This window comes from Neoroseomonas oryzicola (genome assembly GCF_012163135.1).
In the GTDB taxonomy this organism is placed as follows: Bacteria; Pseudomonadota; Alphaproteobacteria; order Acetobacterales; family Acetobacteraceae; genus Neoroseomonas; species Neoroseomonas oryzicola.
This window is the reverse complement of record NZ_JAAVUP010000002.1, coordinates 451,021-470,192: the sequence shown is the minus strand read 5'-3', so window position 1 is coordinate 470,192 and position 19,172 is coordinate 451,021. Positions and strand designations below refer to the sequence as shown.

The following is a 19,172-nucleotide window of genomic DNA, read 5'->3' as shown; positions in this document are numbered from 1 at the left end:
CCTTCGCGCGTCAGGGCGGCTGCTTCGCCCAGTCGTAGCCGCGCCTGGCCCGCGCGAAGGCATAGTCAAACAGCTGGCGCATGTAGGCCTGCTCGAAGGGCTCGCGGTAGGTGCCGGTGAAGTCGGCGCCGATATAGGCGAGGTTGAAGTCGACCCCGTCCTGCCGCGTCGTGTTCCAGATGCGCACGATGTCGTTGTAGCCGCCCGAGGCTATCATGGTGCTGATCGCCCGCCCGGCGATGCTGAGCGTCCGCCGGTCCACCATCGCCCAGTCGGGATCGAGCCGCGCATTGCGGATGATGTAGGCGCGTGCCGGCACGACCGGCAGGCCGCGACGGATCCGCGCCTCCCGCAGTTCCGCAAGCCGCCGGGGATAGAGGAAGACCTGCGTGAAGGCGCCGCCGTCGACATGCATCTCCTGGTAGGCGCGATCGCCCACCGCGACGTCGATCATCACCGGCGGGAAGGCGCCCGGCACCGCGGCCGAAGCCAGCAGGATGCGCCGGATCAGCCCGAGCGCGCCAGGATGTCCGCTCGCCGCGATGGCACCGAGGTTCCACGTCACCGGCAGCTGCGCGTCGAGATTTGCCGTGCCGACCAGCAGCAGCCGTCCTTCGGCATAGGCGGCGGCGATGGCCGCCAGCATCCGCTCGTCGAGGTGGCGCGAGATGGTGCCGAACAGCGGCGCATTGTCCGCCAGCGCATCGTCGGTGAGCGCGGCCGTGACGAAGCGCGTCCGCAGCACGTCGGCCGGGGTGATGTCGGTGTAGACGCTCTTGAGCGGTGCGTCCCAGCCGGGGCCGAGGAAAGCGAAGGGCGCGGTCAGCGCGCCGGTGGACACGCCGGTGACGAGGTCGAAGACCGGCCGCGAGCCCTGCTCGGTCCAGCCGCAGAGCAGCCCGGCGCCGAAGGCCCCGTCCTCCCCGCCGCCGGAGACGGCGAGCATGCCGTAGCGGTCGTCCGGACCCAGCCCCGCGGCGGCGCGGCGACGCGTGCGGCGCTCGCCCGCCGCCTCGAATTCCCGCACCAGTGCCGGCAGGTCGCGCGGGATGAGGAAGCGTTCGTTGCGGATGCCGAGGACGCTCGCCTGGGCGGTCTCGGCACGCGGGACGGCCGGGCCGCGCACCGGCCCCGCGCAGCCGGCCGTCGCCAGCGTGCCGCCGGCGGCCAGGGCCAGGAGGCCGCGACGTCGCGCCAAGGTCCGGTCCATTCGGTCGTTCCGTTGTCCGATGCCGAAGGCGTCGGGCATCGGCCGCACACTGTCAATCTCAGGGCGCGACGAGCACAACGCCTTCGAGGTCGAGGCCGAGCCGCACCTGCTCGCCCTCCCGGTGCCGCGACAGGCGCTGCGGGCCGACGGCGAAGAGTTCCCCGACCTCGGTCGCGAAGAGGTATTCCGTGTGCGAGCCCATGTAGGTCGCGCGGGAGACGGTCGCGGGCAGCGTGTCGGGGGCATCGGCCGGCATGATGCGGATCGCCTCGGGCCGGATCACGACATCGGCCGGGCCGGGCTGCAAACCGCGATCCGGCAGGCCGACGCGCATGCCGCCAATGGCGACCTGCGCCGTGCCGCCCGTCACGCTCTCGATGGTGCCGGGGACGCGGTTCGCCTCGCCCATGAAGGTTGCGACGAAGACCGAGCTGGGGCGGGTGTAGAGTTCCTCGGGCGTGCCGGCCTGGGCGATCTCGGCATTGCGCATCACCACGATGCGGTCGGAGACGGCGAGCGCCTCCGACTGGTCGTGCGTGACGTAGACGACGGTGAGGCCAAGCCGCTGCTGCAGGGCGCGGATCTCCTCCCGCATCGACCGCCGCAGCCGCGCATCGAGGTTCGACAGCGGTTCGTCGAACAGCAGCACCTCGGGTTCCAGCACCAGCGCGCGCGCCACCGCGACGCGCTGCTGCTGGCCGCCGGACATCTCGGAGGGCAGGCGCGTGCCGAAACCCTTGAGGCCAACGGTCTCGAGCGCCGCCTCGGCCTTCGCATGGGCGTCGCGCTTGCGCATGCCGGACGAGACGAGGCCATAGGCGACATTGTCCAGCACCGACATGTGCGGGAACAGCGCGTAGGACTGGAACACCATGGAGACGTTGCGCTCGCCCGCCGGCAGCAGCGTCACGTCGCGCCCGCCGATGAAGAGCCGGCCGTCCGTCGCCTGCTCGAGGCCCGCGATCATGCGCAGCAGCGTCGTCTTGCCGCAGCCGGAGGGGCCGAGCAGCGTCACCAGCGTCCCGCCTTCGATCACCAGGTCCAGCGGCTTGACCGCCTGCACCTGGCCGTAGCGCTTGCCGATGCCTTCGAGGCGCACCTCGGCGCCGGTCTTACGAGTCATATGGCGAGCCCCTCAAACGCCGGGCGCCGCGCATCCGCGCGGCTTGGCTTCGCGGCACTTGCCGCGGGCCGCATTCGCGGCTTCGGCCCTTCGGGCCGTAAGCCGGCCCGGTCGAAAACGTTCATCATGCGCGGCCTCCGGCCGGAAGTGCGGGCGGGGCGGCTTGCCGGCGCCCGAGCCGGCGGCTGCCCACGAGCAGGTTGATGAGGCCGATCACGCTCATCATCAGCACGATCAGCACCGCGCAATAGGCGATGGCCAGTCCGTAATCGCCGTTGATGACGCGGTTGATGATGAACACCGTCGCCATCTCGTACTGCGCCGAGACGAGGAAGATGACGGCCGAGACCGTCGTCATCGCGCGCACGAAGGAATAGACCAGCGCGGTGACGATGGCGGGCTTGAGCAGCGGCAGCACCACCGTGCGGATCGCCCGGAAGGTCGAGGCGCGCAGCGTCACCGCTGCCTCATCCAGCGATTTGTCGAGCTGGCTCATCGCCGCCACGCCCGACCTTACGCCCACCGGCAGGTTCCGGAACACGAAGCAGATCACGAGGATCATCGCCGTGCCGGTGATCTCGAGCGGTGGGATGTTGAAGGTCAGGATGTAGGCGACGCCGATGACGGTTCCCGGCACCGCGAAGGTCAGCATCAGCGCGAATTCGAGCGCGGTGCGCCCGGCGAAGCGCTGGCGCGTCAGCACCCAGGCGGCGAGCAGCCCGATCCCGGCCGTGACGGGCGCTGCTATGGCGGCGAGCTGGATCGTGGTGAACAGCGAATGCCAGGCGCCGCCCGAGAAGATCAACCCTCCGGTCGGGCCCCATTCCAAAGCGAAGGCGCGCTGGAAATGCGAGAGCGTCGGCGTCCAGTCGCGGCCCCAGACGCGCACGAAGGCGCCGGCCATGGCCATGGCATAGACCACGATCGTCAGCACCGCCCAGGGAATGGCGATCGAGAAGGCGAGGATGCGGATGCGCCGCGGCAGCGGCGTCGGCAGGCCGACATCGCCCTTGCCGGTCAGCGAGACATAGGACCGCGTGCCGACCACCGCGCGCTGGATGATGAAGGCGACCAGCGCGACCACCAGCATCACCGCCGCCAGGACCGCCGCACGCCCGAAATCCTGCTGGGCGCCGACCACGGCGAAGAAGATCTCGGTCGACAGCACGCCGAAGGACCCGCCGAGCACGATCGGGTTGCCGAAATCCGCGAGGCTCTCGACGAAGACCACCAGCCAGGCATTGGCGAGGCCCGGCAGCATCAGCGGCAGCGTCACCGCCGAGAAGGTGCGCATCCGGCTCGCCCGCAGCGTCTGCGACGCTTCCTCCATGGTCGGCGAGATGCCCTCCACCACGCCGATCAGCACCAGGAAGGCGGTCGGCGTGAAGGAGAAGACCTGGGCGAGGAAGACCCCCGCGAAGCCGTAGATCCAGCGCCCGAGCTGCAGCCCGAACACCGCCTCCGCGATCTGGTTCACGACGCCCGAGCGCCCGAAGATCAGGATCAGCCCCAGGCCGATGACGAAGGGCGGCGTGATGATCGGCAGCACCGTCAGCAGCCGCAGCCCCCGCCGCATCGGGAAGCCGGTGCGCGTGACGATCAGCGCGAAGCACAGGCCGAGCATCGTCGCCGCCGTGGCGGTCGAGGTCGCGAGCAGCAGCGTGTTCCAGAACACCCCGCAGTTCACGTTGCCGGTGACGCAGGCCAGGCCCCAGATCTTGCGGTCCACCAGCCGGTCGGCGAAAGCGGCGGCGACGCCGAGGTCCCCGCGCGGGGTGAACATCTGCGACAACACCGTCAGCACCGGCCAGGCGGTGAACAGCAGGATCGAGGCGACGAGGACGCCCACCGCGCCCGAGACGAAGCGATCGCCGCGGAAATACCCGCGAAGCGCGAGCCCGTCGGTCAGCAGCAGCACGAAGGCGAAGAAAGCGACCGTGCCGCCCAGGCCCATGCCGAACTGGCGGTCGTCCAGCTCGCCGAACATCTCCGTCAGCCAGGGATAGGACCAGCCCTGCACCCCGATCGCGAGGCCCTGCGCGACGATCGCCGCGAGGCCGAGCAGCCCGCCCCAGACCAGGAAGGCCGAGCGCGCCCGCGCGTTACCCGACGGCAGCGCGCCCGGCAGGGCGACGGCCAGGGCGGCGATCACCGGCCAGAACCAGAAGCGCCTGTGCGCGACCGCCTGCCACAGGGCGGACGCGGCTTCCGCATCCTCCTGCCCCACTCCGACCAGGCCGGTAAGCGTCAGCCCGTCCTGCTGCATGTGCCAGGGCAGGACGAGGATGCCGAGCGCGGCGGCGGACCATATCAGCAGGGAGGATGCGGATTTCATCGCGGCAGCGCGCCCACCTCGCGGTCCCAGCGGTCGAGCAGCCGGCGGCGTTCCGCCGAGGCGCCGAACCGTGCATTGTCGTAGTCGATGATCCGCGCCGTCGCCATGTTCGGCGCGCCGTCGGTCAGCGGCACGGCGCGGTTCGCCATGGTCTGCAGCTTGCGCGCCTCGCGGCTCGCCGCCGTCTGCGCCTCGGCCGACAGGGCCCAGTCGTAGAAGCGCCGCGCATTCTGCAGGTTGCGCGCGCCGCGGATGATCGACATCGACCCGATCTCGTAGCCGGTGCCCTCGCAGGGCACGGCGTGGCCGACCGGGAAGCCGGCGGCCGCTTCCTCCGCGGCGTTGTGCACGAAGGAGATGGAGACCGCCGTCTCCCCGCGCGCCACCGCCGTGATCGGCGCGGTGCCGCTGCGCGGATAGGCGTTGATGCTGGCGTGCACGCGCTTGAGGTAGTCGAAGGCCGGCTCCTCGCCCATCATCTGCACCAGCGTCGCGATGACGATGTAGGCGGTGCCCGAGGAGTTCGGGTTCGCCATCTGGATCTCGCCCCGATAGACGGGGTTCACCAGGTCCGACCAGCAGCGCGGCGCGGGCAGGTTGCGCCGGGCGATCAGTTCCGTGTTGAAGCCGAAGCCGAGCACCGACGCATAGACGCCGACCGTGCGCCCCTGGGTCTGGCGCCATTGCGCCTGCGCCCAGTCGTACAGTTCCGCGATGCGCGGGCTCTCGTTCGGCTGGGTCAGGCCTTCCTCGCCGGCCGCGACATGCGGGTCCCCGGTGCCGCCCCACCAGACGTCGCCGCGCGGATTGCGGGCCTCGGCGCGCAACTGCGCGAGCATCTCGCCGGTCGACTTCTGCGACAGCACGACGCGGATACCGCTCTCGCGCTCGAAGCCGCGGGCGATCGGCGTGCACCATTCGATGGTGGCCGAGCAGTAGAGGTTCAGCTGGCCCTGTGCCGCAGCCGGCAAGGCCGGCAGCAGCAGGGCCGCCGCCGCGGCGATGATGCGCTTCGTCATGTCATGTCCCGGATGTTTCTTCTTGTCAGCGTGGCAGGGAACCGATCTCGCGGTCCCAGCGCGCGAGGATGCGGCGCCGGACTTCCGGATCGCCGTACTTCGCGAAGTCGTAGTCGATCAGCCGGATCCGGGTCAGGTCCGGGATGCGCGGATGCGGCGCCGCGCCGGGATGCGCCGGCACATGGAACTGGTTCGCCGCGATGCCGATGTCCATCGCCGCCGGGGTCAGGTACCAGTCGACGAAGCGCCGAGCCTGCGCCAGGTTGCGGGCGCCGCGGATGATGGACAGGCAGGCGACCTCGTAGGAGGTGCCCTCGCTCGGATAGACCATCTCGATCGGGAAGCCGGCATTCGCCATGGAGGCCGTCTCCATGTTGAACGACGCCGCGAGCGCCGTCTCGCCGCGCGCCACGGCCTGCATCGGCGCCGCGCCGGACCGCGTGTAGGCGTTGACGTTCGCGTTCAGCCGCTTGAGGTAGTCGAAGGCGCGGTCCTCGTCCCACAGCTGCACGAGCCCCGCGATGATGGTGTAGGCGGTGCCGGAGGAATTCGGGTTGGGCAGCTGCACTTCACCGCGATAGGCGGGGCCGGCGAGCTCCTCCCACGACCGCGGGATGGGCAGGTTGCGCCGGGCCATCACCTCGGTGTTGTAGGCGATACCGATGGCGCCGGAGGACACGCCGACGCAGCGCCCGCCCGAGGCCTCATGCGCCCGGCGCGCCCAGGGCTGCAGCTGCGCCATGTTCGGGGAGGTGTAGGGCTGCAGCAGGTCGCCCGCGGAGATGTGCGTCTCGGCCGAGGCGCCGAACCACACATCGGTGCGCGGATTGGCGGCTTCCGCGCGGATCTGCGCCAGGATCTCGCCGGCCGACTTGCGCGCCATGTTCACGCGGATGCCGGTCTCGCGCTGGAAGCCGGCGGCGATCGCCTCGCACCAATCGGCCTGCGGGGCGCAGAGCATGTTCAGCGTGCCCTGCGCCGCTGCCGGCGCGGCGAGGGAGAGCAACAGGGCGCCGGTCGCGGCGATGCGGTGCAGGATCATGGCGGGGCTCCTCAGCGCGGCAGGCTGCCGACCTCGCGGTCCCAGCGCTCGATCAGGCGGCGGCGCTCGGCGGCGCGGCCGTACTTCGCGAAGTCGTATTCAATGAGGCGGATCTGCGAGAGGTCCGGCGCATTCGGCGGCAGCGGCGCCGAGCGGTTGGACGGCGTCTGCAACTGGCCGCCGGCCTCGAAGCCGAGCCGCTGGGCCGGCGCGGTCAGCGCCCAGTCGTAGAATCGACGCGCCTGGGTCAGGTTGCGCGCGCCGCGCAGGATCGACATCGAGCCGATCTCGTAGCCCGTGCCCTCGCAGGGCGTGGTGTAGGAGACCGGGAAGCCGGCGTTCCGCTCCGTCACGGCGTCATGCACGAAGGAGAGCGAGACGCCCGTCTCCCCGCGCGCCACCGCCTTGATCGGGCCGGTGCCGGACCGCGCGTAGGAATTGATGTTGGGGTGCAGGCGCCGCATGTACTCGAAGGCCTGGTCTTCCCCCATCAGCTGCACCAGCGTCGCGATGATGACGTAGGCGGTGCCGGAGGAGTTCGGGTTGGCGACCTGGATCTCGCCGCGGAAGCGCGGATCCGTCAGGTCGGACCAGCAGCGCGGCGGCTCGATCCCCTTCCGCTGCAGCAGTTCCGTGTTGTAGCCGAAGCCCACCGCGCCGGCGTAGACGCCGATGGCGCGGCGCCCCGACTGCTCCCACTGCCGCAGCGCCCAGGGCTGCAGCTGGCTGTTGTTGGGGCTCTCATAGGCCTGGGTGAGGTTGTCCTCCGCCGCGGCGAGGTGCGGGTCGCCGGTGCCGCCGAACCAGACGTCGGCGCGCGGGTTCTGGCCCTCGGCGCGGATGGCGGCGAGGCTCTCGCCCGAGCCGCGCTGCGTCATGTTCACGCGGATGCCGGTGTCGCGCTGGAAATTGGTGGCGATCGCCTGGCACCATTCCACCTGCACCGAGCAGTAGAGGTTGAGCGTGCCTTGCGCCGCGGCGTCGTTCGCGGCGAAGGCGCAGCCCGCTGCGATCAGCGCAGCGGCAGCGTGTTGGAGGCGCATGCGGCGGGTTCCCTCGTGCAGGCTTGGGCCAGGGGAGACTCGGCAGGCGCCCCGGACCTGTCATTGAATTGCCACGAAAATGTCATCTCCCGAACCGCCCGGCAAGGCGAGAAGCTTGCCGTTCCAGGCATTTGCGGGGGCGCGACGCGGCAGACGGGCCTTGCGGCGCTCGACGCGGCGGCGCGAAGGCGACAGGTTGCGCGCCCGACCTCCGAGGCCTCGCCATGACCGATCCCGCGCCGCGCCACGCCATCGTCACCGGATCGAGTTCGGGAATCGGGGCCGCCATCACCGCGCGGCTGTTGCGGGAAGGTTGGCGCGTGACCGGGTTCAGCCGGACGGATCCGGGCCGGTCCGAACCGGGCTACGCGCATCGCGCCGTGGACCTGATGGACGGGGACGCACTCGCCGCCGCGGTCGAGGGCTTGGCGCCCGACGCGCTGGTGCATGCCGCGGGGCTGATGCGCGGCGCCGTGATCGGCGCGCTCGATCCCGCGGTGGGCGCGACGCTGTGGCGCCTGCATGTCGATGCGGCGAGCCGCCTGGCCGACCTGCTGGCGCCGCGCATGGCGTCCGGCGGGCGCATCGTGCTGATCGGCAGCCGCGCGGCGGCGGGCGTGGCGGGCCGCAGCCAGTACGGCGCGACCAAGGCCGCGCTGGTGGCGATGGCGCGGGCCTGGGCGCAGGAACTGGCGCCGCGCGGCATCACGGTCAACGTCGTCGCCCCCGCTGCGACCGACACGCCGATGCTGCGCGACCCAGCGCGCGCCGGCACGCCGTCGAAGATGCCGCCGATCGGGCGGCTGGTGACGCCGGAGGAAGTCGCCGCAACCACGGCCTTCCTGCTCGGCCCCGAGGCCGGCGCCATCACCGGCCAGCAGATCGTCATCTGCGGCGGCGCCTCGCTCTGAGCGAACGATCGCCGGGGCCACCCATCCGAGCAGACTGACGGGGCTGGCGCATGACGGCGGGTCCCCGCCTGACGCCCCGCTTTCGTCCTTGACCCGGGCAGGGCCGGTCGCCTAGTCATGACGACATTCCGAACATATGTTCGGATTACGAACTTCAATGAAAAGGCCCGCCGGAAGCGCGGGCCGGGAAAGGGAAGGAAACCGTGCCGGAAGGCAGCGCGGCCGAGGTCGCCCAGGTATCGACGCCAGGGACGAACCCGAAGAATCAGGTCCAGTCCGTGGCGAAGGTCTTCGCCGTGCTGAAGGCCTTCGGGCCTGGCGCGGCGGAACTGACCGCCGCGGAAGTGGCCGCGCGCGCAGGGCTCGACCGCGGCACCGCCTTCCGCCTCGTCCATACGCTGGTCGATCTCGGCTACATGCGGGCCGTGCCGGGCAGCCGGCGGTATCGGCTGACGCTGCGCTGCCTCGAGCTCGGCTATTCCGCGCTGTCCGCCGGCGACCTGCCGGCCCATGCCACGCCCCTGCTGCGGGAGGTCGTGCCCGGCATCGCGGATGCGGCCTCGCTCGGCGTGCTGGATCGTGGCGAGGTCGTCTATCTCGCGCGCGTCGAAGCGGGGCTCGACCGCCATGGCGTCGAACGGCGCCCCGGCACGCGCGTCGGCGCCTATGCGACCGCACTCGGCCAGGCGATCCTCGCCTGGCTGCCGCGCGCCGAGCAGGTGGCCGAACTGCAGGCGGTCGAGCGCGTGATGCTGTCCGAGCGCACGCTGATCTCGATGGACGACCTTCTCGCGCGACTGACCGAGGTCCGCACGCGCGGCTTCGCGGTCTCGGACGGCGAGAACGCCTATGGCCTTCGCACGGTCGCGGCGCCGGTGTTCGATGCGGATGGGCGCCCGGTCGCGGGCGTCAGCCTGACCATCGCCGCGACGCGCATGCCCGTGGCGGAGTTCGTCGCCGGCGCCGCGCCGGTGGCGCTACGGATCGCGTCCGAACTGGCGGAGGGCGTGCGGCTGTCGCTTGGCGCCATCCGCGTGCCGCGGGGGCGTGCATGACGCAACCTGTGTTGCGCCTGATCGCCGACGACCTGACCGGGGCGCTCGACACCGCGGCGGAATTCGCGGCGCTGTGCGGGCCGGTCGCGGTACGGCGGGACGTGCCCGGGCATGCGGCCGGGAGCCTCGCCATCGCGACAGCATCGCGCGAAGCCTCGCGCGAGGCCGCGCGGTCGCGCGTCGCCGCCGCGGCGCAGCTGCTCGCGGGTGCGGACATCGCGTTCAAGAAGCTGGACAGCCTGCTGCGCGGCCATCCCATGGCCGAGCTGGCGGCCTGCATCGCGACGGGCGCGTGGCGTCATGTCGTTCTCGCTCCGGCCTTCCCCGCGCAGGCCCGCGTGACGCGCGGCGGGCGGCAGTTCGCTCGGCAGGGCGATGCCTGGCAGCCGGTCGCGGAGGCCCTGCCGAGGCTGCTGGCGGCGGAAGGCCTCGCGGCCGTTGCGGGCGATCCGGCGGCCGCGCTCCCGCCGGGCGTCTCCGTCTTCGATGCGGCGACCGAGGACGACCTCCGCCGCGTCGTCGCCTGCGGGCGCAGCGCATCCGGACGTGTCCTGTGGTGCGGCAGCGGCGGGCTCGGCCGCGCACTGGCGGAAGACGCCCCCACGTCGGCCGACACGACGCTGCGCGGACCGGTGCTCGGCCTCTTTGGATCCGACCAGGCGGTGACGCGGCGGCAATTGGCCGCCTGCGGCGACGCATGGATCGAACTTGGCGAAAGCGAGACCGCGATGCCCGTACGGGGCGCTGCGCTGTACAGCATCGCGCTGCCCGAAGGCGTCGCGCGCGGCGACGCCGCGCACCGCATCGCGCAGGCCTTCGCGCGGCTGCTCGCCAGCATCCCGCGCCCCGGCACGCTGATCGTCGCCGGCGGGGAGACCCTCGGCGCCGTCTGCGACGCGCTCGGCGCGAACGGGCTCGCCGCGACGGGCCTCGTCGGCCCCGGCGTGCCGCGTTCCGTCCTGCTGGGCGGGCGCTGGGACGGCGTCGCGGTGGTCTCGAAATCCGGCGCCTTCGGCGGCGACGGGCTGTGGCGCGACCTGCTCGCGCGGAACGGATTCATCACGGAACGGCAGAGCGCATGACCGCACCTCGTCACCTCGCCATCACCATGGGCGACCCCGCCGGCATCGGGCCGGAGATCATCGTCAAGGCCTGCACCGCACTTGCCCCGCGCATCGCGGAAGGCGCGCTGCGGCTGCTGGTGATCGGCTCCGGCCCGGCGCTGGAACGCGCGCGCGCGCTGGTTGGCGGCACACCGATCCCGGAAGTGACCGAGGACGGCGACTGGCCCGCCCTCGCCTTCCTGCAGGCCGGCCCGGAAGGCGCGCCGATCCTGCCGGGCATGCTGACGGAAGATGGCGGGCGGCTCGCCTACCTGGCGGTGGAACGCGGCGTGCGGCTCGCGCAGGCGGGGCGCATCGGGGCCATCGTCACCGCCCCGCTCAACAAGGAAGCGCTGAACAAGGCCGGTTACCACTATGCCGGCCATACCGAGATGCTGGCGGAGCTGACCGGCGTGAAGGGCAGCGTCATGCTGCTCGCGCACGGCAACATGCGCGTCAGCCACGTCACCACGCATTGCGCGCTCGAGGACGTGCCGAAGCGCGTCACGCCGCAGCGCATCCGGCTGGTGCTGGACCTGACGCACCAGGCGTTGCGCGACCTTGGCATCGAACGCCCGCACATCGCCGTCGCGGCGCTGAACCCGCATGCGGGCGAAGGCGGGCTGTTTGGCCGACAGGATATCGACGTCGTCGCACCGACGATCGAGAAGGCCGTCGCCGACGGCATGCACGTCACCGGCCCCGTGCCGGGCGACACCGTCTTCGTGAAGCTACGCGCCGGGCAGTTCGACGCCGTGGTCGCGATGTACCACGACCAGGGGCACATCCCGGTGAAGCTGCTCGGCTTCCATGTCGATCCGACGACGGGGAAGTGGGATGCGCTGTCGGGCGTGAACATCACGCTGGGCCTGCCGGTGATCCGCACCTCGGTCGACCACGGCACCGCCTTCGACATCGCCGGCAAGGGCATCGCCAGCGAGCGCAGCCTGATCGAAGCCATCGAATACGCCGAGGCGCTCGCCGCCCACAGGACCCAAGCATGACCGACCTGCTCCGCCCCATCGAGATCCTGCGCCCCAACCGCATCGAGTTCGGCCCCGGCCTCGCGCCGCTGGTCGGTCAGTGGGCAGCCGAGCGCAGGCTGAACCGCGTGCTGGTCATCGCCGGCCGCACCAATGCCGCGCGCATCGACGCGCTCGGCCTGAAGGGCGAGGTCACCGTCTTCGGCGAGGTGAAGCCCGAGCCGGATATCCCCAACCTCGACGCAGCGCTGGCGATCGCCGCGCGGGTGAAGCCCGACCTCGTCATCGGCTTCGGCGGAGGCAGCGCGCTCGATCTCGCGAAGCTGGTCGCAGTGCTGCCGGGCAGCGGGCAGACGATCCACGACGTCGTCGGCCCCGAGAAGGTGAACGGCCGGCGCGTCACGCTGGTGCAGGTGCCGACCACCGCGGGCACCGGCAGCGAGGCCGGCACGCGTTCCCTCATCACCGACCCCGCGACCCAGGCGAAGCTTGCGGTGCAGAGCCGCCACATACTCGCCGACCTCGCCGTGATCGACCCCGACCTGATGCTGAGCGTCCCGCCCGCCGTCACCGCGGCGACGGGCGTCGATGCCCTGGCACATTGCGTCGAGGCGTTCACCAGCAGGCGCGCGCATCCGGCGATCGACCTCTATGTGCTGGAAGGCATCCGGCTCGTCGGCCGTTACCTCCCGCGCGCCGTGAAGGATGGCGCCGACCGCGAGGCGCGCGCCGGCCTGGCGCTGGCCTCGCTCTATGGCGGCTACGGCCTCGGGCCGGTGAACACCACGGCGGGGCATGCGGTGGCCTATCCGCTCGGCACGCGGCACCACGTCGCGCATGGCCTCGCCTGCGCGGTGATCTTCCCGCACACCCTGGCCTGGAACGCGCCGGCGGCGCCGGAGAAGACCGAGGCGGTGCTTTCCGCCCTCGGAACCAAGGACGCCTACGCCTGGTGCGCCGCGCTCGGGATCGAGATGGGCCTCTCCGGCCTCGGCGTGCCGGAGGCCGACCTGCCTGTCATGGCGAAGGAGGCGCACGCCATCCGCCGCCTGCTCGACAACAATCCGCGCGACATCTCCGAGGCCGAGATCCTCGCGCTCTACCGGAGGGCCTACTGAGATGAACGTCATCGCGAAGCCGCCGGTGCTCGCCCCCGTCGCCGGCGATGCCGGGCGCTGGGAATGCTTCATCCCCACGCCCTGCGTCCAGAACCACGCGGCGTTCCTGCATGTGCTGCCCGGCGGCGACCTCGGCTGCGTCTGGTTCGGCGGCACGCAGGAAGGCGTGCCGGATATCTCCGTCCACTTCTCCCGCCTCGCGCCCGGCGCCGATCGCTGGAGCGATCCGGTGCGCCTGTCCGACGATCCCGCGCGGTCCGAGCAGAACCCGCTGCTTTTCACGGCGCCGGACGGCGCGCTGTGGCTGCTCTGGACCGCGCAGGTCTCAGGGCACCAGGACACCGCGATCGTGCGCCGGCGCATCTCCCACGATGGCGGCGCGACCTGGGGTCCGATCGGGACGCTGCTCGACCGCCCGGGCCTGTTCATCCGCCAGCCGATCATCGTCACGCCCAAGGGCGAGTGGCTGCTGCCCGCATGGTTGTGCCCGACGCCGCCTGCCGGGGCTTGGCGCGGCGATGACGACACCGCGCTGGTGATGGTCTCGCGCGACGAGGGCAAGACCTGGACCGCGCACGACGTGCCCGGCAGCACCGGTTGCGTGCACATGGACATCCTGCCGCTTCGGGATGGGACGATGCTCGCGGTCTATCGCAGCCGCTGGGCGGACTTCGTCTACGCCTCGCGCTCGACGGACGGAATCAACTGGTCGGCACCGGAACCCACGGAACTGCCGAACAACAATTCCTCGATCCAGGCGACGGTGCTGGCGAGCGGCCATGTCGCCATCGCCTACAACCATTCGAGCGCGGCGGACGCCACGGGCCGCCGCCTCTCACTCTACGACGACATCGGCGGCGAGCTGCCGGCCGAGGCGCCCGCGGGCGCGCGCAGCGCCTTCTGGGGCGCGCCGCGTGCCCCGATGACCATCGCGATCTCCGAGGATGGCGGCCGCACCTGGCCGCATCGCCGCGATGTCGAGGTCGGCGACGGCTACTGCCTGACCAACAACTCCAAGGACCAGTTGAACCGGGAGTTCTCCTACCCCTCCATCCTGCAGACGCCCGACGGCGCGCTGCACCTGGCCTTCACCTACTGGCGCCAGGCCATCAAATACGTCCGGGTCAGCGAGGCCTGGGTGAAAGGCACCTCCGCATGACCGCGCTGCATCCGACCGGCGTCTTCAGCGCCGCGCTGACGCCCTTCGACGCCGACCTCGCGCCCGACCACGCGGCCTTCGTCGCCCATGCGAAGCGGCTGCTCGACCAGGGCTGCGACGGCATCGCCATGCTGGGGACCACAGGCGAGGCGAACTCGCTCACCACCGCTGAGCGCCAGGCGCTGCTGGAAGCAACGGTCGCCGGCGGCGTCGCGCCGGATCGCCTGCTGCCCGGCACCGGCGTCGCCGCGCTGCCCGACACCATCGCGCTGACGCGCCATGCGCTGTCCTGCGGCGTGACGACCGTCGTGATGCTGCCGCCCTTCTACTACAAGGGCATCAGCGACGACGGCCTTTTCGCCGCCTATGCCGAGGTGATCGAGCGCGTCGCCGATCCGCGGCTGCGCGTCGTGCTCTATCACATTCCGCCCATGTCGGCCGTGCCCATCACCTTCCCGGTGATCGAGCGCCTGCGCGCCCGCTACCCCGGCACCTTCACGGGCATCAAGGACTCCTCCGGCGATCTCGCGAACATGAAGGCGCTGGTGAAGACCTTCCCCGGTCTTTCGGTGCTCGCTGGCGCGGATCCGCTGATGCTGCCGCTGCTGAAGGAAGGCGGGGCGGGCTGCATCACCGCGACCTCCAACCTCGTCGCCGCGGACCTCGCCTTCATCTTCCGCCACCACGCCGACCCGGCGCGCGCGGCGGAGGTCGAGGCGGCGCAGGCGCGCGTGGTCGCGGCCCGAAATCAGGTCAGCCGCTTCCCGCAGATCGCCTCGCTCAAGGCGATGCTCGCGGAACGCACGGGCCAGCCAGGCTGGCGCCGGCTGCGGCCACCGTTGCTCGCGCTCACCAACGACGAAGCCGCCGCGATGCTCGCGGCCTGACACGATACGGGAGGAAACAATCATGGATCGTCGCACCCTTCTCGCCGCCGGCGCCCTCGGGCTGCTGGCCGCGCCCGCCCTTCGCGCCCAGGGCACCTGGCCGCAGGGCCGCACCGTCCGCGTGATCTGCCCCTGGCCGCCGGGGGCCGCGAACGACATGCTCGCGCGCCTGACCGCGCAGCGCATCCAGGAGAAGCTCGGCGCCACCGCCGTGGTGGAGAACCGCACCGGCGGCGCCGGCCTCATCGGCACGCGCGAGGTGCTTGGCGCGGCGCCGGACGGCTTCACGCTGCTCGCCTCGGCCTTCAACACCGCGGTCATGCCGCTGGTGCTGAAGAACGCGAATTTCGACCCGCAGACGGACCTCGAGGTCTGCGCGCGCACGGCGCAGGCGCCGCTGGTGCTCGCCATCGCCGGCAACCGACCGCAGCGGACGCTGGCCGAAGTGGTGGAAGCCGCCAAGGCGCGCCCGCGGGACTGGTCAATCGCGGTCACCTCGCTCGGCGCCGCGGGCCACCTCGCGACCATCGAGTTCAACCGCCGCACCGGCGCGAACATCGAGATGGTGACCTATCGTGGCACCCAGCCCGCGCTGCAGGACCTGATGGCGGGTAACGTCCAACTGCTGATCGACCCATCCTTCAACCTGCTGCCGCATCGCACCGAGGGTCGCATCCGCATCCTCGGCATCGCCTCCAAGGAGCGCTCGCCCCTCGCCCCGGACGTGCCGACGCTCACCGAGGCCGGGCTGCCTGGCTTCGAGTTCCAGTCCTGGTACGGCGTCTGGGCGCCGAAGGGCACGCCGGGCGACATCGTCCAGCGCGTCAACGCCCTAATGCAGGAGACGATGCGCGACCCGGCGATCGTGCAGCGCCTGACGGCGCAGGTCCTCGAGCCCGTCACCGAGACGACGGACGAGACCCGGCGGTTCATCGCGAACGAGATCCTGCGCGCCGGCGAGCTGCTCCGCAGCGTGAACTACCAGCCGGAGTGACCCGGCCCTCCTGGCTGCTCAGGCCCGCGCCATGCGCTGGCGCGGTTCTTCGAGCAGCCAATAGAGCACGTTGTTGCGGAAGGTCGGGTCGCGCGTGAGCTCGAGATGCTCGCGCGGCAGGAACAAGGCGCGGCGCTGTTCCATCGGGCTGTCGACGGCCGGGCCGCGCGGGTCCTGCCCCTGGCGGAAGTCGAGCATCACCGAATCCCGCAGCACCACGCCGTCGCCCGGGCCGGTGCGGGTGGGCGTGATGCGCCCGGTCGCGGGGTCCGCGCTCATGCGCTCGGTCGTCGGCATGGCGTCGCCCGCGACGAGCATCAGTTCCGTCCCGGGCGGCAGCGGCGCCGGGCGGTCCATCGCCGCGGCGAAGGCTTTCGCACGGCGCAGCAGGCGCGCCTGCAGGCCGATGGCGATGCTGCGCCGCTCCTCGGCGCTGCCGACCGTCGGCATCAGGGCGGCGAGGTCCTCGTCGATGCCGGGCTTCGCAATGCCCCAGCCCATCCGTTGCCAAGCCGCGGGATCGTGCAGGTCGATCGCCACGCCATCGGCCACCACCGGCCGCGCGCGCTGCCGCGGCAGCAACTGATACAGCGAGGGGAAGGTGCCGAGGATCGACGGGCTGTAGCGCGGCACGATCGGCGTCCCGAAGTCGCGGCCGTCGACCAGCACGCGGAAGGCGTCGAGCGATCCGCCATTCGGCGTGCCGACCTGGATCAGCCGGCCGACATGGCGCGCCCCTTCCCAGGTCAGCGGCGGCAGCGATCCGTCCGCCGGCAGCTCGGCGCCGCCATACATCAGCGCATAGCGCGCGACGATGCCGCCCATGGAATGCGCGACGATGTCGAACTTCACGTCGACGTCGCGCGCGCCGTAGCGGCGCGCATATTCGCCCTGCACATAGGCGCGCTTCTCGCGGATGAACTCCACCAGCCGGCGCGCATTCACCACGTTGTCCTGCCGCCAGTCATAGGCGAACTGGAAGCAGGTGAAGTGCTCGCGGCCGTAATCGACCTGGCCGCCAAGGCCCAACGCCTCGTCCCGGTAACCGCCGACCCCGAGCGTGCTGAGGATCTCCGCATAGGCCTGCAGCGCGATCGGGATGCCGGCGACGCGGATGCGCACGCGGTCCAGCACGCCGTCCGGCCGCACCGCGGCGCCCGGCGTCGACATCATGTCCGTGAAAGGCAACGCGACGAGCCGCGCACCGTCCTGCGTCGACGGATCCGCAGCATTGCCGTCGAAGGCGCCCCAGACGATCCGACCCGAGGCCGGGTCCTTCAGCCGGCTGCCGAGCAGGCCTGGAATGACGATCACCGGATTGCGGTCGATGCCGTGATGCATGGCCGAGGGCGAGTAGAGCAACGCGAGATCGGCGGTCGGGGCCGGCGCGCAGGACGGCAGCCCCGCCGCGCCGCCGAGCAGCGCCGCAAGCACCCCCCGCCGCGGCGGCGCGAAGGCGGATCCGGACGACGACATGCGCGAACCCTCCTCCATGGTATGGCACGCCAAGTCTTCGCCCGGCGCGCCCGGCAGGTTACGGCCGCAGCCTAGCGCGCCGCCTTCCGCACGTTCCACGCAATGATGATGCCCGGCATCGCCAGCACGCCCGACAGCCGCGGACTGATCGCGGAAGGCAGGTACCACTGCCCGTAGGGCACATAAGGCACGATCCGGTAGGCGCTTTCCTGCAGCGCGGTGAGGATGCGCTGCCGCTCGGCCGGCGTCGCGGCGTAAGGGAAGGCGTCGATCAGCGCCTGGTGCTCGGCATCGCAGGGCCAGCCGGGCCAGGCGCGCTCGCAGGAGGCCTGCATCGGCACGTTGCCCACCGGGTCCGACGCGCCGAGGCCGTTCCAGAAGGTCAGCCCGATATGCCAGCCGCCTTCGCTCGGCGGGCGCCGGTTCGCGCGCCGGCCGGCCATGGAAGCGAAGTCCATCGCCTGCACATCCGTCCGGAAGCCGACCTGCTGCATCTGCTGGGCGAGCACCAGCGTCGCGGCATGGACAAAGGGGTTGTCCGTCGGATCCATGATGACGATCGGCGTGCCGTCATAACCACTCTCGCGCAGCAGGGCGCGGGCGCGTTCCCGCGCCGCCGGTGATCCAAGGCCCGGCGGCACGCCCGCATCCGTCTCCTGCGGGGACCCGCAGACGAAGAAGGCGTGGCAGACCTGATACAGCGAGGGATCGGGGAACATCGCCTGCAGGATCTCCTCCTGGTTCACCAGGAGCATCAGCGCCTGCCGCGCCCGCACGTCGTCGAAGGGCGGATGGATGTGGTTCATCCGGATCATGCCCGGCGCGCCGAGCGTGTTGGTGCGGATGATGCGCATGCCGCGCCGCTGCAGCATGGGCAGGAAGTCGACGCCGGGGCTCTCGATGTAGTCGAGCTCGCCCTGGATCAGGGCCAGCACCGCGGTCTGGGCATTGGCGATGTTGAGCCACTCGACGCGGTCGACATGCGCGACCTTGCCGCCGGCGGTGCCGGACGCCGGTTCGGCGCGCGGCACATAGGCCGGGTTGCGACGGTAGACAACGCGGCTGCCGGCCACCCATTCGTCGCGGACGAAGATGAAGGGGCCCGATCCCGTCGTGTCGGTGATCGCCGTGAAGGGGTCCGTCGCCGCGACGCGCGCCGGCATGATCGCCGGCATGTTGCCCGCCGGCTTCGACAGGGCGTCGAGCATCAGCGCGTAGGGGCGCCGCAGGCGCCAGGTGACGGACCGGCCATCGGCCTCGGCCGTCAGCGCCTCGGTGATGGCCATGATCTGCCGGCCATGCGGGTCGCGCGCGCCCCAACGCCGAAGCGAGGCGACCACGTCCTCCGCCATCACCGGCGCGCCGTCGTGGAACAGCAGGCCCTCGCGCAGCGTGAAGCGCCAGGTGAGCGCATCGTCCGAGACCGACCAGGACGCGACCATCTGCGGCTGCGGGCGCTGGTTCTCGTCCCGGCCAAACAGCTGGTCGTAGATCATGTGCGCGTGGCTCGAGACCACGCCCGCCGTCGTGTTGATCGGGTCGAGCGTCTGCAGGTCCGCATTCGGCACCATGCGCAGCACGCGCTCGGGCGGCACGGTCTGCGCCAGGGCGGGCGCGGCGAGCAGCGCGGCCAGTGCGATCAGCAGGGTTCGCGCGATGCGCATGGCAGCGCCTCCTCGGTCGTTCGGCGTCATCTTCGTCGCAGCAGGGCGAA

The 19,172-nt window shown here is 71.5% G+C and carries 16 protein-coding genes; 8 read left to right on the top strand and 8 right to left on the bottom strand.

The genetic code is table 11. The features are described from left to right. Nucleotides 1-10: 10 nt before the first annotated feature. The 6 genes from GWK15_RS08785 to GWK15_RS08760 all read right to left on the bottom strand — a co-directional run bounded on the left by GWK15_RS08785 (nucleotide 11) and on the right by GWK15_RS08760 (nucleotide 7,772). Nucleotides 11-1,210: a patatin-like phospholipase family protein gene (locus GWK15_RS08785; protein ID WP_168040913.1), complete on the bottom strand. Its 1,200-nt coding sequence runs from the start codon at nucleotides 1,208-1,210 to the stop codon at nucleotides 11-13. A gap of 58 nt (nucleotides 1,211-1,268) precedes the next feature. Next, on the bottom strand, nucleotides 1,269-2,333 hold the full coding sequence (locus GWK15_RS08780) for an ABC transporter ATP-binding protein (RefSeq protein WP_168040912.1): 1,065 nt from the start codon (nucleotides 2,331-2,333) through the stop codon (nucleotides 1,269-1,271). 124 nt (nucleotides 2,334-2,457) lie between these two features. Next, the gene (locus tag GWK15_RS08775) at nucleotides 2,458-4,668 is read right to left on the bottom strand and encodes an ABC transporter permease (RefSeq protein WP_168040911.1); all 2,211 of its coding nucleotides are present in this window, start codon (nucleotides 4,666-4,668) and stop codon (nucleotides 2,458-2,460) included. Then, entirely contained in the window at nucleotides 4,665-5,687 is a 1,023-nt protein-coding gene (locus tag GWK15_RS08770) for an ABC transporter substrate-binding protein (RefSeq protein ID WP_168040910.1), read from the bottom strand. Before GWK15_RS08770 ends, GWK15_RS08775 begins: the two co-directional genes overlap by 4 nt. Before the next feature lie 25 nt (nucleotides 5,688-5,712). Continuing rightward, nucleotides 5,713-6,729 (bottom strand): ABC transporter substrate-binding protein, encoded by a 1,017-nt coding sequence (locus GWK15_RS08765; RefSeq protein WP_168040909.1) that lies wholly within the window; start codon nucleotides 6,727-6,729, stop codon nucleotides 5,713-5,715. Nucleotides 6,730-6,740: 11 nt separating this feature from the next. After that, nucleotides 6,741-7,772, bottom strand: coding sequence for an ABC transporter substrate-binding protein (locus tag GWK15_RS08760; RefSeq protein WP_168040908.1), 1,032 nt, complete (start codon nucleotides 7,770-7,772; stop codon nucleotides 6,741-6,743). A gap of 224 nt (nucleotides 7,773-7,996) precedes the next feature. On the opposite strand from GWK15_RS08760, the gene GWK15_RS08755 reads away from it, so the two are divergent. From GWK15_RS08755 to GWK15_RS08720, 8 genes are all read left to right on the top strand, one after another. Then, entirely contained in the window at nucleotides 7,997-8,683 is a 687-nt protein-coding gene (locus GWK15_RS08755; RefSeq protein WP_168040907.1) for an SDR family NAD(P)-dependent oxidoreductase, read from the top strand. 203 nt (nucleotides 8,684-8,886) lie between these two features. After that, nucleotides 8,887-9,738, top strand: coding sequence for an IclR family transcriptional regulator domain-containing protein (locus GWK15_RS08750; RefSeq protein WP_168040906.1), 852 nt, complete (start codon nucleotides 8,887-8,889; stop codon nucleotides 9,736-9,738). After that, nucleotides 9,735-10,820 (top strand): four-carbon acid sugar kinase family protein, encoded by a 1,086-nt coding sequence (locus tag GWK15_RS08745; RefSeq protein ID WP_168040905.1) that lies wholly within the window; start codon nucleotides 9,735-9,737, stop codon nucleotides 10,818-10,820. Before GWK15_RS08750 ends, GWK15_RS08745 begins: the two co-directional genes overlap by 4 nt. Continuing rightward, entirely contained in the window at nucleotides 10,817-11,845 is a 1,029-nt protein-coding gene (gene pdxA, locus GWK15_RS08740) for a 4-hydroxythreonine-4-phosphate dehydrogenase PdxA (protein WP_168040904.1), read from the top strand. The genes GWK15_RS08745 and pdxA overlap by 4 nt, the downstream gene beginning before the upstream one ends. After that, nucleotides 11,842-12,942, top strand: coding sequence for an iron-containing alcohol dehydrogenase (locus GWK15_RS08735; RefSeq protein WP_168040903.1), 1,101 nt, complete (start codon nucleotides 11,842-11,844; stop codon nucleotides 12,940-12,942). The genes pdxA and GWK15_RS08735 overlap by 4 nt, the downstream gene beginning before the upstream one ends. A gap of 1 nt (nucleotide 12,943) precedes the next feature. Beyond that, nucleotides 12,944-14,101 (top strand): sialidase family protein, encoded by a 1,158-nt coding sequence (locus GWK15_RS08730; protein ID WP_168040902.1) that lies wholly within the window; start codon nucleotides 12,944-12,946, stop codon nucleotides 14,099-14,101. After that, complete coding sequence (locus tag GWK15_RS08725) at nucleotides 14,098-14,988, top strand: dihydrodipicolinate synthase family protein (protein ID WP_168040901.1); 891 nt, start codon at nucleotides 14,098-14,100, stop codon at nucleotides 14,986-14,988. Before GWK15_RS08730 ends, GWK15_RS08725 begins: the two co-directional genes overlap by 4 nt. A 22-nt stretch (nucleotides 14,989-15,010) precedes the next feature. After that, nucleotides 15,011-15,982: a Bug family tripartite tricarboxylate transporter substrate binding protein gene (locus GWK15_RS08720; protein WP_168040900.1), complete on the top strand. Its 972-nt coding sequence runs from the start codon at nucleotides 15,011-15,013 to the stop codon at nucleotides 15,980-15,982. An 18-nt stretch (nucleotides 15,983-16,000) separates the two neighbouring features. Here the strand turns inward: GWK15_RS08720 and GWK15_RS08715 are convergent, their stop codons facing one another. Then, nucleotides 16,001-17,458, bottom strand: a complete 1,458-nt coding sequence (locus tag GWK15_RS08715; protein WP_168040899.1) for a lipase/acyltransferase domain-containing protein — start codon at nucleotides 17,456-17,458, stop codon at nucleotides 16,001-16,003. A gap of 71 nt (nucleotides 17,459-17,529) precedes the next feature. Further along, the gene (locus tag GWK15_RS08710; protein ID WP_168040898.1) at nucleotides 17,530-19,122 is read right to left on the bottom strand and encodes an ABC transporter substrate-binding protein; all 1,593 of its coding nucleotides are present in this window, start codon (nucleotides 19,120-19,122) and stop codon (nucleotides 17,530-17,532) included. Nucleotides 19,123-19,172 lie beyond the last annotated feature (50 nt).